The 13,869-nt window shown below is 46.9% G+C and carries 7 protein-coding genes; 4 read left to right on the top strand and 3 right to left on the bottom strand.

The window, feature by feature from the left end; all coding sequences use genetic code 11:
- The first annotated feature begins 18 nt into the window (after positions 1–18).
- The 3 genes from QWY30_RS12840 to wecB all read left to right on the top strand — a co-directional run bounded on the left by QWY30_RS12840 (position 19) and on the right by wecB (position 6,698).
- A complete protein-coding gene (locus QWY30_RS12840; protein ID WP_290241627.1) occupies positions 19–2,460 on the top strand; it encodes an MASE3 domain-containing protein in 2,442 nt (813 codons plus the stop codon).
- 71 nt (positions 2,461–2,531) lie between these two features.
- Positions 2,532–5,531, top strand: a complete 3,000-nt coding sequence (locus tag QWY30_RS12835) for an EAL domain-containing protein (protein WP_290241626.1) — start codon at positions 2,532–2,534, stop codon at positions 5,529–5,531.
- A 3-nt stretch (positions 5,532–5,534) separates the two neighbouring features.
- Complete coding sequence (gene wecB, locus QWY30_RS12830) at positions 5,535–6,698, top strand: non-hydrolyzing UDP-N-acetylglucosamine 2-epimerase (RefSeq protein ID WP_290241625.1); 1,164 nt, start codon at positions 5,535–5,537, stop codon at positions 6,696–6,698.
- Here wecB and QWY30_RS12825 read toward each other — a convergent pair.
- The 3 genes from QWY30_RS12825 to QWY30_RS12815 form a co-directional block, all read right to left on the bottom strand.
- Entirely contained in the window at positions 6,678–7,502 is an 825-nt protein-coding gene (locus tag QWY30_RS12825) for a DUF4434 domain-containing protein (protein WP_290241624.1), read from the bottom strand. The genes wecB and QWY30_RS12825 overlap by 21 nt on opposite strands.
- Before the next feature lie 68 nt (positions 7,503–7,570).
- The gene (locus tag QWY30_RS12820) at positions 7,571–10,420 is read right to left on the bottom strand and encodes an NfrA family protein (protein ID WP_290241623.1); all 2,850 of its coding nucleotides are present in this window, start codon (positions 10,418–10,420) and stop codon (positions 7,571–7,573) included.
- Between the two features lie 49 nt (positions 10,421–10,469).
- On the bottom strand, positions 10,470–12,704 hold the full coding sequence (locus QWY30_RS12815; protein WP_290241622.1) for a glycosyl transferase family protein: 2,235 nt from the start codon (positions 12,702–12,704) through the stop codon (positions 10,470–10,472).
- A gap of 230 nt (positions 12,705–12,934) precedes the next feature.
- On the opposite strand from QWY30_RS12815, the gene QWY30_RS12810 reads away from it, so the two are divergent.
- The gene (locus QWY30_RS12810; RefSeq protein WP_290241621.1) at positions 12,935–13,867 is read left to right on the top strand and encodes a BPSS1187 family protein; all 933 of its coding nucleotides are present in this window, start codon (positions 12,935–12,937) and stop codon (positions 13,865–13,867) included.
- Positions 13,868–13,869: the final 2 nt, after the last annotated feature.

Genomic DNA, 13,869 nt, shown 5'->3' with positions numbered 1-13,869 from the left:
GTATCAAGGATGTCGAAAATGGATCACACTGGCTTAGATCGTGAGGAATCTTCAGCAAAAAATAGACCCTTGCGTTTTGTCAGCGGGCTCGCGGGTTTACTTTCAGTTTTAGCGATCTTAGCGATCATTTTGCCTCTTGATGATTGGCTGATACCGCGCACACACTATTTGCCGCTCCACACACTCATGGAGCTCGCTTCTATCTTTGCAGCCTTTCTGGTTTTCGCCACGATATGGCACACCCCATCAACAGAAGTACCAGGATCGCTGGTTTTGTTGGCCATCGCATTACTTGCAGCGGGCTGGCTTGATATTGGTCATACTTTATCGCTGACGGGGATGCCAGATTTTGTGACTCCGTCTTCTCCTGTCAAAAGTATGTGGTTCTGGCTCACGGCCAGATTGATGGTCGCGCTCAACCTGCTTGCCTATAGTTTTTTTCCAGATACTCAGCCTTACTCCACAAAAAAGAAATATCTCATTCTGTCTATATACAGTCTGATTAATATTATTATTTTTGCTGTGATCATATTTTATGAAGCACTCTTACCTAATACTTATGTGACAGGTAGTGGTGTAACACCTTTTAAAGTGTGGTTTGAGTATTTCATTGTGCTCATCCTCGCAATCTCGGCATGGCGGATTTATGTACTGGCAAAGCGTACAGATGACGAAACCACCGCACTATTATTCGGCGCGGCGTTTACCGCATTATTAAGTGAATTGATCCTGGCTGATTACGAAATCAGCAATGCAGGAGAAAATGTTGTTGCCCATCTATTCAAAATCATCGCTTATTTGCTTATTTACCGGGCACTCTTCGTAGGCTCCATCAGAAGACCGTATCAAAAACTAGCTGCGCAAACAAATGCCCTACTGTCGGCAAATGCAATTTTACGTACTCAGGCACTTGCTCTTGAATCAACGACAACGCCTGTCATGGTGACGGACCCACAAGGTTATCTCTCCTGGCGCAACCCGGCTTCAGCTGCACTGTGGTCCAGACTATCGTCAGAAAGTAAAGCTCAACTCAACATATTCGAGGCTCCACTGACACCCGATCCGCTTCAAGCGGCAGAAGTGAAACAAACATTGATGTCTGGACGGGCATGGAGCGGGCTTGTTCACATTCATGATTCGCATGGAAACCCGTTCATCATGGACCGGACCATCACTCCTCTGCGCAACGAGGCAGGACAAGTAGAAGGATATGTGTCTGTTTCTGAAAACAGAACGGAGAGTTTGCTTGCGCTTAACGCACAACGCACTCTTGAAAGACAGCTCCAGCATTCTCAAAAAATTCAAGCCTTGGGACAGTTAACAAGTGGTATCGCGCATGACTTTAATAATATTCTTTCATCGATTCTGGGCTATACCAACCTGGCCATTAGCCGCTTTGTCCCGGATAAGCAAAGCAAGTTGGCCTCTTATCTAAAAGAGGTCGTTCAGGCGAGTGAGCGCGCGCGGCAACTCATAGACAAAATGCTCGCATTTGCTCGAACTGAACGTCAAAACAGCACACACACAGCTCGTCCATCGGCCGTCATTGAAGAAGTGATTTCAATGCTGAGGCCCTCTTTTCCCTCCAGCATCCAAATACTGACAAATATCGAATGCGACCCCACTGTAAATATTGATGCGGGCGAACTCAATCAAGTGCTGGTCAATCTCGTGATCAACGCAAAAGATGCGATCTCAGACCAAGGGAAAATTTCAGTCCGACTACATGAAGTCAATTTAAATGTGAAAACTTGCGCAGCAGATCAAAGCGATATTCCAGCCGGCAAGTATGTTGCTCTGGATGTGATAGATACTGGACATGGAATTTCTCCTGAACATCTGCCACATCTTTTTGAACCATTTTTTACAACTAAAGAAGTCGGGAAAGGGACTGGGCTGGGCTTGGCAATGGTCCACGGAATGATCCGCCGCGCAAAAGGCTTCATTTTGGTTGAATCAAAACCCCAACAAGGCAGTTGCTTTCAACTCCTATTTCCTGGCGCATCTCCTTCGTCCATGTCACAAGTTGATTCGGTTGAAAGTTTGAAAGCACCCAATGGTGCAGGTCAGAAAATTTGGGTCGTTGACGATGAATCAGCGATTGTCGGTTACCTACATGAATTACTGACCTATTCTGGTTATGAGGTCAGAGGATTTACTGATCCCAACCAGGTTTTAAAAGCATTTCATACCGACTCGAATGATCTTGACCTGCTCATTTCCGATCAAACGATGCCAGGAATCAACGGCGACGAGCTTGCCAAAAAATTACGAGTTCTGCGTCCCAATCTACCGATTATTTTATGTAGTGGCAATGGACTTCCTTTAGATGTGCCTGCGCTCAAAACTGCTGGCATCCATCATGTTCTGGATAAACCTATGGATTCGGCCGCATTGTTAACTGCAATTGCATCTGAACTGGATAAAAAGCTGATTTCTCAGACATCATTGGACAGATAAAAACCGCAGGCGTAACATCAAACAAAGGAACTTACTTGACACTTTAACGGCATCTCAAAAAACTGATAAGAATGGCTCATCAAACAAACAGTGCCGATTTCAAAGGTTTCTCCATAGGCTTGACCGCTCTGCTGATGGGCTTGGCTATTGTGTGGATGTTGCCGGCCCCAGATGCGGCAAAAGGCCTTTCCAGCTATGTCCCGCTCCATTCGGTCATGGAGATCATCGCGATCGCTGTCGCTGCAATGGTATTTGGAATTTCCTGGGCAACGCATCCATTCAGGGCGAATGGTCGTGCGCTTGTGTTGGGAATAGGTTTTTTAGGTGTCGCCCTCCTCGATCTCTCCCATACGCTCTCGTACGCCGGGATGCCGGATCTAATTACGCCTAGCGGACCAGAGAAAGCCATCAACTTTTGGCTGGCTGCCAGACTGTTGGCTGGGCTGGCATTTATCTGGATCGCATTCTGGCCCTCGCACCTGGCAAACTGGGTAGGGGAAACATCGCGGTACTGGGCGCTCGCGATCATCCTACTGTTAGTCGCAATCGTGCACTACATAGTGATCGTCCATCCATCATCCATTCCTCGTACCTACATTGAGGGGCAAGGATTAACACCTTTCAAAGTAGGTGTTGAATATGTACTGATTGCGCTTTACATCACTGCTGGTTTTGGCTTTATAAAAAGGTGGCATAAAAAAAGGGAGATAAGTGACTCCTTGCTCGCCATGGCGTCATTCACGATGGCGATGAGTGAGTTTTTCTTCACTCTCTATGCCAATGTGACTGACATCTATAACGTCGCAGGACATATTTACAAAATTATCGCTTTCGCTTTCTTGTACCGCGCGTTATTTATTGAAACCATCAAACATCCCTACCAGTCACTCCAACAATCAGAAGAAAAAATAAGTTTCGATAATAAATTGAAAACCATGCTCCTGGAACTTCAGGAGCGAGAAGATCTCGAAAAAGAAAATGATTACTTGCAACGATCGTTGGCATATGCCAAATCCATGACGGATAGTTCAATTGCTTTTTTGTATACCGTTGAAAATGAGAAAAATTCTGTTCGTCTCCTTGCGTTCTCTGACAACACTAGAAACCTCGCTGAAATAGATGCAGAAAAGGACTTGCTTCCTTTGGAGGATGCTGGAGCATGGGCGGATGGCGTTCGTCAGGCCAAACCGATACTACTCAATGAAATTACTGACTCACAAACATGTATTGGTTTAAAACAGACGCAGGGTGTTGTAGAACGAATATTGACGGTCCCCGTTCTCGAGGGTAATCAGGTCAAAATCATCCTCGGTGTTGCCAACAAGGCAGAGCACTTTGTCGAGCAGGATAGCAAAGCCTTGCAGGTGATCGCTACCACGCTTTGGAGCATGCTTAAACAAGGACGAAAAGACGCAGTCATTAATCAATTGACAGAGGCGCTTGAACAAAGCCCCCACTCAATCGTCATGACCGACACCTCCGCGCGCATCCAGTATGTGAACAAGGCTTTCAGTGAGGCAAGCGGATATAACGCCGAGGAAGCAATCGGACAAAACCCCAAGATCCTGCAGTCTGGCGAAACCTCGCCTGTCCTATATGAAGCCTTGTGGAAACGTTTGACTGCAGGCGAATCTTGGCAAGGTGAATTTATTAACAAAAAGAAAAACGGACAAACTTTTATCGAGCTTGTATCAGTCTATCCAATCAAGGATCGCTTTGGTAAGTTGACCAATTATGTCGCGCACAAAATTGATGTCACACAGCATAAAGCAGCTGAAAAAAGAATCCGGGATCTTTCTGAATTTGATGCACTGACGGGACTACTGAATCGAAAATCTTTCCAAGAGAGACTTAATACGGCACTTGATCAAACTGCAGAAAAGAATGGATTGTTGTCACTATTATGGTTCAATCTGGATAATTTCAAAACGATCAATGAGTCACTTGGACACTCCGCCGGGGATGAGTTGCTCGTTGAAATGGCCAATCGTATCGTGCATGGGCTTGGAACGGATGCAACCATCGCTCGCCATGGTGGTGACACGTTTGTCGCAATCCTCCCCATCGAAAAACAATCCCTTGTTGCACTTAAAGCAAGAGAAGTTCTCAATCAGATCCAGGCTCCTTTTTTCATCGATGGGCAGCCTTTATCTTTAAGTGCCTCAGTCGGTATCGCACTGTATCCGGAGGATGCAAAAACATCGGATCATCTTGCTTCCGCAGCTGAAATCGCCATGTATCGGGCCAAACAAGACGGTCGTAACAGTTTGAGATTTTTCTCGCCAGACATGCAAGAGCATACCCAACGCTCGCTAGATCTGGCGGTCTCGTTAAAAGGCGCACAAAATCGCGGCGAGCTATTTTTAGTCTATCAACCTCAGCGTAGACTCTCTGATAGCCAAACGATTGGCGCCGAAGTCCTGCTGCGCTGGCGTCACCCCAAGTGGGGAGACGTCTCCCCTGCGGAGTTCATTCCGATTGCCGAGCAAACGGGATTAATTGTGGATATTGGACTCTGGGTGCTTGAGCAAGCGGCTCGACAGCTACATCAATGGGATTTGTTAGGATTACCTAAAATCTTTATCGCAGTGAATGTTTCAACAATTCAATTTGCACGGCCCGGATTTGTTGAGGAACTTATGAAGGTCATGTCTCGCGTTGGTGTACCGACCAACCGGATAGAAATTGAAATTACCGAAGCAGTCGCGCTCAAGAATGCGGAGCAAGCAGGAACCATTATTCAACGCCTGCATGCTGCGGGATTCGCTGTCGCCCTGGATGATTTCGGGACAGGTTATTCCTCATTAAGCTATTTGAAACGTTACGCAATTGACCGACTTAAAATTGATCAGTCCTTTGTAAAAGATCTCGTCACCAATCAGAATGATCAGGCGATCGTCAACGCCATCATTCATATGGCGCATAGTTTACAAATGACGACTATCGCAGAAGGCGTCGAAACCGAGGAACAAGCAAATCGGTTAAAGGAGCTTGGTTGCGATGAGATTCAAGGCTATTGGTTTAGCAGACCTCTAGTCAGTCAGGATTTCGCAGTTCATTTGCGTGGATAAAAAATGTTGAACCCAAAGAAAAATATTATTGTCGTGTTTGGCACACGCCCTGAAGCCATCAAAATGGCTCCTGTTGTCCATGCGTTGCAGTCTCGTCCAGAAATCGACACGATCGTTTGTGTGACCGCTCAGCACAGGCAAATGCTTGATCAAGTACTCACGCTTTTCAACATTGCGCCAGATATCGATCTTGATCTGATGCAAGCCAATCAGGACCTCGCAGACATTACGAGTCGCGCCCTGGTGGGGTTGAGAGATAGTTTTCGACAAACCAAACCCGATGCAATTTTGGTGCATGGCGATACGACCACTGCCTTGGCTGCTGCGATGACGGGTTTCTATCTTGGCATACCAGTCGGTCATGTCGAAGCAGGGCTCAGAACGCACAATATTCACTCCCCTTTTCCTGAAGAATTTAATCGTCAGGTCATCAGTAAAATTGCCTATTGGCACTTTGCACCGACGCTCAACAGTCAGGCGAACTTGCTTGCGGAAGGGGTGAATGCAGCCTCGATTCATGTCACGGGTAATACTGTCATCGATGCTCTGCACTGGACCCTTAAAAGAATAGCCAGTATCAAAGACGGTGACCGACAAGAGCAAAATTTGCTAACTCATTATTTACCATTTGACTGGCGCAATCACCGTTTTATCCTCATGACAGGTCATCGCCGAGAAAACTTCGGTACTGGATTTATTCAAATTTGTGATGCGGTACGTGTTCTGGCAAAGAAATATCCCTCCATACATCTGGTCTACCCCGTGCATTTAAATCCTAATGTCCGGGAGCCGGTCATGTCTCGTTTAGGAAACCTGCCGAATGTGCACTTGCTTGAACCGATGCAGTACGAGCCCTTCTCCTTACTGCTTAAACACTGTTATTTTGTTTTAACGGACAGCGGCGGAATTCAAGAAGAGGCTCCTAGCTTAGGCAAACCTGTTCTCGTCATGCGCGAAACGACTGAGAGACCCGAAGCGGTGGAAGCAGGCACAGTTGAATTAGTCGGAACCGATTCGGAACATATCGTTGCAGCGTGTAGTCGACTGATTGATGAGCCGAGCCACTACAAAAAGATGTCAGAAGCCCATAATCCTTATGGCGATGGACATGCCTCCCAACGCATTGCGGATATTATCGTGGGCTGGTCAATGACCAAAGTTGATTAAATAGCGCAACGAAAAAAATACAGTATCCCCCCCGCAGGGCGCTCTTTGAGCAAGTGCTTTAGATAATAAAGCGGGAGGTAAAGGCTCAGCTTTGAAGTTTGAGTCAGGGCCAACCTGACGAAAAATCTCATAAACCAACCCATTGATAGGCGTGCTGTTGCATAGGGCTAATGATTTCAAATACAAGGCCGTCTCTGCAGGTAATAATGTCTGACCTCCAACACCATCCTGGACCCATAGCCTCACACCAGAAGTCTGTTGGATTTGCTCCAGCATGGACTTGTATTCATTCACCTCTGAATGACCTTTAAAAAATGAAGTGATATAGGCTGGGAGAGATGTCAAGCGCTTGAGTTCTGACACATCGCGTTCAACTTGTGCAGCAAGGACACGTTGATCGGACTTAGCACGCCATCTGCGATCATCAATTTCTGTTGGCAAATACCATCCCGTAATACTATGGACAGGTAATATCTCCTTCCAATACCTGGCGAGTTGGATATTTTTTTCAGTATTTTTAAGGAAATATGCTTCTAGTAATTCAGTTGGCATATCGAGCGATGCGAATGAGTCTGGATCGGCATAAAGACCGATGACAAGTTTGAGATCCGCTGCAACAGCATCCTGCAGACGTTCTCTCAGCCATTTTTTTTCATTCCCGGCAGAAAACACATCACCGTACTGCGTCCACTGGATAATAACCGTATCAAAACCGCGCTTGCGTAACTCACTAAAGGCCGAAGGCCAGAACGCGTTGGATAATTTCATGTCGCGCTGCTGTGGCTGATAGATCATTCCGGTCATCGCCTGCACATGCAAGGTCAAGGCACCGAAAAGCATCACCCCTAATAACCATTGAATGATTCTGGATTTCACCAGCGTACCCCCATCGTCAATAAAGCTGCCACGCGATCATTCTGATAGGTCTTGATCGCTCCCTGCAACTCAAGTCCGACGTAATATTTATTGGCGTACGCACTATAGCGGGATTGATTCGCCCAAATATTCCAGCGCACGCCAACTCCGGCTCTGACGTCAGGCGTCTCTTCCCCGCTGATTTTAGTGGCGAGCAATCTTGCATAGGGTTCAATGGTCTGTCCCTGCTGTAACTTGTGGTGATAGCCGAATCGGTAATCAGCCGTCAATGCATAGGCTTGTGTACTGAGGTAATACGCTGAATCCAAGTATAAATTCTGTGAAAACCACCCGGGTCCCGCAGGATGCCAATCATCGCTATAAGCCCCGGAATTTAAAAATGACGCGCTCGCGCGAAGCATTGTGTTGGCAGGCGCACTCGTACCCTGATCTAGTGGAATTTGTTTTTCCGCTGCAAGATAAAAGACATAGTCTGAGAATGGTTTCCAGCGCAGCCCCACTCCCAGCATGGGTGCGTAAATCGGAAGGGCAGAATTGTTTGGACCGCTTCCGCCAAAAACTCTTCCATAAACGGATAATGTTTTGCCATTTTTAATGGCGGGATCTCCGAGACGGTAATCGAGCTCGATTTGTGAATAGCTTTTGAAAGCCTGACCCGGTACGGGAGACTGCACCGAGGCTGCTGGTGAAGTACTACTCATCCCATCGACACTCAGCGTCCAGCGCCTCGATAAATCCTCATGCATCCTTCTCAATGCATAAAGACTTTCAGCTCGAGACACCGTTTGCTCGTGTTCAGGATAGCGCATCAGGTGATCAACAGAGGCTTCGATGTATCGCTTTGCCTGGTCGTTCTCGCCTAAACGCTGATCGATGTAGGCAAGTTGCTCCGTCACTTTCATATCCTCGGGTCGCAACTTGAGCGCGTTTTCCATTTGCTTTTGCGCTGCAGGTAAATCCCCTTGGCTGTATTCCAAAAATCCAAGATCCGCTTGTGCGGCACCATCCTTAGGTTGCAAGGCAATTGCTGCTTTCAGTGATTCGATCGCACCACTCCGATCACCCGCTTGACGCTGCCAACCCGCTAATTCCACATAATTACTTTCAACTGGAGCCATTTCCAGCGATGTACGCATCGCTGTGATCGCCTCTGGCAGACTTTCAGCACTGGCGACCCGGGCCTTCAGCGCCCAGTACTCTGCTGATCGACTTCCATTGGCTCGCTCATACTGATCAAGCCACTCTGCCGCCAAGACCCTGTCATCTGCGGCCAGAGCCGTCACACTCGCTGCGAGCCAGTTTTCCGCTGTGAGAGATCCAGATAGAATCGCCTCTTTCCAGGCCTGTACGGCAAGTGCGTTATTTTTATTCTGGTACGCCGCATAAGCCAAAGCCCTTTCAGTCTCAGGCGTTGGATGTCTTTTCAACGCTTGTTCAAAAGCATATTCCGCGAGTCCGGAGCGCTGCTGTGACTGATAGCACTCACCCAGCATCACCCAGTCGGTCGCACTGTATTGCTCAGACAGGTCTCCGAGCACTTGCCTGACACCGCTGCAATCACCCACTTGCTTGAGCATAGAAGCTTGCATTCCACGTAATCGAGAGTTATCCAGAGGTGCTGACAATCGCGTCTGTTCGCTCGCATTCAATAAATGAGGCGTCTTTGAAGCAATCAGATCAAGTCGCGCGACAAACTTTTCGCGAAGCGATGAGGGCATCCCGTTAAAAGGATAGCGCGTCATGAGCAAATGCCAGGCAGCCGCATTGTCCCCCGACTCAACCAAACGATATGTCAATGCGTCAAGCAAAGGATCACCAGCCTGACCAAGCTGACCAACTGTTTCTTCCCAGTCTATGCCTGTCGGCAAGGCAGCCCCCGCCTCCAACCGTCGCTGTACTTCGGCCTCCAGGGTGTTTGCATTCTCCTTGTAACGTAATGTGTAATCCGTGAAAGGCTTTAAATTTTTACCCACTGTGGCACTGACCAATGACAACCACTCTCGTTCTTGCGCACTCGTTTCGATATGCCGTTTTTGATCCGCCAAGAATGCCTGCATGAGCGTCTTGTCATTAGCTCTTGAATCAGCGATCAGCATTCGAGTCACAAGCTGATGCCTTTCAACTGAAGAGGCAGACTCGAACGGATACGCTTTAATTAATACACGCAAGGCCTGATCCGCATCTCCTTGATTCAGCAACTCATAGCTCATCCCATCAACGTGGCTGACTTGGGCTAAATCATTGGCGCTCCACTGATCGATCAAATGATTTGCACTTGTCTGAGCACCAGACTTCGTCAACATCAGGACTGACAATCTTTGTTTGGCTTGATTATTCTGAGCGAATTTTGGTACGTAAGTCTGTAATAAATTCTCACTCGGTGTCGAAGCAACTGATAACAAATTCAGCCATACTGACTCTGCATAAGGTGAGTCTAGATCAGGGTGATTAGATTTCAGATATGCACGAAGTTGTTCAGGAGAGCCCTTCAATGACTCACCTTTTTTTAAGATCTCGTTCGCGATACGTTGTCCGTAGACATTTTTCATCTGCAATAACTTTGCCTCTCCTGGTGTGCGCGTGAGCTGAGCATCAATCATTTGAATTGCTTTAGCAGGATCGCCGGACATGGCATACGTCTCGGCCAAATAGCCCACCAAAACGAGACTGTTGGGTGCCAATACATTGGCACGCTGAAATTCCAGGAGTGCGGTATCAAATCGTTTTTGACTGAGCGCTCGAAATCCTGCGTCGACATGCGGAAAAACAGTAAATCGCTGGCGAGCTGTCAGTCCTTGAGACCAGTCAGTTTGAGATAAAGCATCGCTCGGGGCAAGGAGGGCCATCCATAAGATACCCAAAGATAAAAAATACCGGAATGGTTGCATCAAGCGCTTAGATCTCATGGGAATGCAATTGTTTATCTGCCGTCTCTATATGTTCAAACCGAGCGATGACATCCTCCATAGAAGGTTGGATCTGCGCTTGCACAGAGATCGCATAATCGAGTGTTTCTTGAGAAATGATGCCATGCTCAACAAGGTATTCACCTAATGGCAAAGTTGAACTGGCATGTTGTAACAAGACTGCCGAAAATGCAGCTGCGTCAATTCGTCCCAATGTTTGCAAGACTTCTCCCAACATGATTTGTCTCGAAACATAATATGTCCAAGCAGCATCTCGATTGCTTTGACTGATTCTGCCGAATGCGATTGCCGCATTCAATGTCTCTCTCGAGTCTGCCAGTCTATATCTTGCATAGCAATGCCGAAGACCCACGGTGACTTGTCCAATTTCAGCAATGACAAAGTCAACATCGAGCTTGAGTTTTCGGCGTAAAGCGGACAATGCAATTGGACTCAGTGCGGATTCAGTCGCAACAACAAGATGATTTCCCTCGCGTTGAATGGGTATCACCGCATAATGCAGCGCAATATCCAGAGGGATGACAGCGAGTAGTTCTGGAGCCAAACGATATGCATCGATACTGGCATGCCCGACCTGCGCCTGTTCAGCCAAACCCTTCGCCAGTTGCAGAGGGGTGATCTGACCGCTATGCACAAGCCAGGTACCCAGTCTCATCCCCTCAGGTTTAGTCAGAAGCGCCTCTTTGAGCTGAGGCTCTGTCAGACTGCCTTGGTTGACCAGAATGAGACCTATCATGCGACGCGCCCTGGAGATCTCACCAAGGGATGGAAAATCATGGGTTGTTTTATCCCAGGCAACACGCCTGGGATTTCCCTGTTGAATCACCTGCTTGATTGCTCGCCAGTTTGCTAAAAAATTGATGAAATTCCCGAGGAGCATTCTTGGTAAAGACAACAGACCTTGAAATAGTCCGTAATATTGAGAGACAAAAATCGTTCTTTGTACGATGCGATTTGCCATCAACAACACGTTTATCCATAATAAAGTGACCAGCAAAGCACTTTCCTCAAAGATTGAAAGAAAGCGATAAGCCTCGGGCCAAAATGATTCATAGAGCCAGACAAGCATGAGTTGAAAAAGAATTAAATTGGCCGCAAAACTGAAAAAGTTTGTCAATACTCCCTTTCGGTCTCGCCAAAGAAAATAATTTAATTTCCAGTCACGTGTCCAACCGTGCGTCACGTAGCCCTGAAAAACAATCCCGATAATCCATCGTGACTTCTGACGCACGGCAGTTTCGATTTTGTTAGGAAAAAATTCACGTACGCAAATAACATTCGACTCTCGAAAACTTTGCCCAAATATTTTGGTCTTTTGCCACACGCTTTTGGATTGTTCCGGCACTGGAAATCTGACAAAAATTTCCTCTAATCCATGTTCTTTGAGCCTGAACCCGATGTCATAGTCCTCCGTCAAGCTTTGTGTATCAAAGGCGATGCCGTCGCCATCGATGAGTAATGTCTCAATTGCTCTTCTACTGAAGCAGGTTCCGACCCCTGCGCTTGGAACCTGTCCGACAACAGCTTCCCTGATCGGCACATCTTTTGCGTGCAGCTCGGTAAACTCGTCGATGTAGTGCATACCAACGAAGTCATACCATTTTCTTTCAAATGGATAAACGGGAACCTGAATCAGATCCTTACGATCAACGAGGTAATTGAACAGTCTGAGCTCCATTGCAGAAACAACATCTTCCGCGTCATGGAGAATAAAGCCGGCAAATTTTAAATTCGCTCGTTTTTCAAATTGTGTAATGGCATCCAGCACATTATTGAGGCAATCTGCCTTACTTGTCGGACCGGGACGCGCGCACACGACTTTATGAACATTTGGAAAAAGCGCGCACACTTCATCCACATCACGCTGTGTCTCGGGATCATTTGGATAGGTTCCGACAAAGATATGGTAGTTTTCATAATCCAGCGTCCGGGCGGCGGCGTCCGCCATTGAGCCGATGACACCCGTTTCATGCCAAGCCGGAATCATGATTGCCAACGGCTTTTCAGGTACAGAAAGCAATAGGTCTTGATCTGCGCGAGGGTGCCGCTTATAGATCGTGAACTTGCGCCATACCCATCGAAACCAATAGACCAGGTCGATCACCAAATCGTCAAAACCACTCACTGTGATAAATATTGCGACGACTATGACGACGTATTTAAGAGCGAATAAATATAGTGATAAATAATCAACCCAGTACATATTGTGCCATCCGTCGTATTGATAATAGTTTAGACATAAAGGCACTTAAATTCTTATTTTACTCAATCAACTTGAATGGGATTTAAATCCTTATTTTCGAACCTCTTAAATACTCTCAATGGATACTGTGATTAAATTATTTTGGGTGAAAGCCTCAAACATGACATGATTTTCATACCAAATAAAAATAATATTTCTATTAGAAAAATACTACTCATTAGATCATTCAAATGAAATCATACCTTCGCACTCTTTTGGTCTGTTCGATCATTTTCTGCGCAACATTCGCCTGGGCGAATTCAGGGCCGTGTCAATCAAGCGAAGTATTTGAGGTTTACTGCATCAAACCCTCACTCACCGATGCCAGAATTCAGCGTTTCGATCATCCTCATTATGTATTACTCAAGCGGGATGAAATAAATAAACAACTACCACTGATGGTCTTTCTGCCGGGTACAAAAGGTCAGCCTCCTGGTCCGATTCATTTCCTCAGAACAGCCGCAACCCATGGCTACAGAGTGATTTCACTCGAATACAACGACGAGCCCTCCATTGCTGTCTATTGCCCGGAAAATGGCGGACCAGCCTGTTCCGCACGTATGCGTCATATGCGCATCTACGGCAATATCGTCATGGATCCAGCAATAGACAACTCCAGGCCCGAAGCGATTGTTGAACGCCTGTTTCACTTGCTGCAATACTTGCACCGTCTACATCCTGACCAAGGATGGTCCCGATATTTTGATCAGCACGGCATGGTCTGGGAAAAAATAGCATTATCCGGTCAATCACAAGGTGCCGGTATGGCAGCTTTTATTGGCAAACAAAAGCTTGTGAACCGAATCATTCTATTTTCTAGTCCCTGGGATTTTTATCGAGTCCAGGGGCGGGGTCGAGAACTGGCGCCTTGGCTTGAATGGTCCACGGTCACCCCATTGAATCGCTGGTTTGCAGGTTATAACGCGCACGAAAACACGCATGCTCTCCTGACTCGGGCGTATGAAATGCTCAGAATCCCCCCTGAACACATCAGGATCTTCAGACTACCACTTCCTGAAAACTATCATGGCCAGTCCGATAATCCCTTTCATGTACTAGGAATTTCTGATGTTCGATACCAACCGGAATGGATATTTTTCTTAACCGCCCCCATCAACAATTAAAC

The organism is Zwartia panacis (assembly GCF_030410395.1).
Taxonomy (GTDB): domain Bacteria; phylum Pseudomonadota; class Gammaproteobacteria; order Burkholderiales; family Burkholderiaceae_B; genus Zwartia; species Zwartia panacis.
This window is presented reverse-complemented; position numbering and strand designations above follow the sequence as displayed.

What these genes read in the sequence shown, in the direction of transcription:
- QWY30_RS12840 (WP_290241627.1), top strand. Translation starts at nt 19, where the DNA reads ATGGATCACACTGGCTTAGATCGTGAGGAATCTTCAGCAAAAAATAGA.
- QWY30_RS12835 (WP_290241626.1), top strand. Translation starts at nt 2,532, where the DNA reads ATGGCTCATCAAACAAACAGTGCCGATTTCAAAGGTTTCTCCATAGGC.
- wecB (WP_290241625.1), top strand. Translation starts at nt 5,535, where the DNA reads ATGTTGAACCCAAAGAAAAATATTATTGTCGTGTTTGGCACACGCCCT.
- QWY30_RS12825 (WP_290241624.1), bottom strand. Translation starts at nt 7,502, where the DNA reads ATGACCGGAATGATCTATCAGCCACAGCAGCGCGACATGAAATTATCC.
- QWY30_RS12820 (WP_290241623.1), bottom strand. Translation starts at nt 10,420, where the DNA reads ATGGCCCTCCTTGCCCCGAGCGATGCTTTATCTCAAACTGACTGGTCT.
- QWY30_RS12815 (WP_290241622.1), bottom strand. Translation starts at nt 12,704, where the DNA reads ATGTACTGGGTTGATTATTTATCACTATATTTATTCGCTCTTAAATAC.
- QWY30_RS12810 (WP_290241621.1), top strand. Translation starts at nt 12,935, where the DNA reads ATGAAATCATACCTTCGCACTCTTTTGGTCTGTTCGATCATTTTCTGC.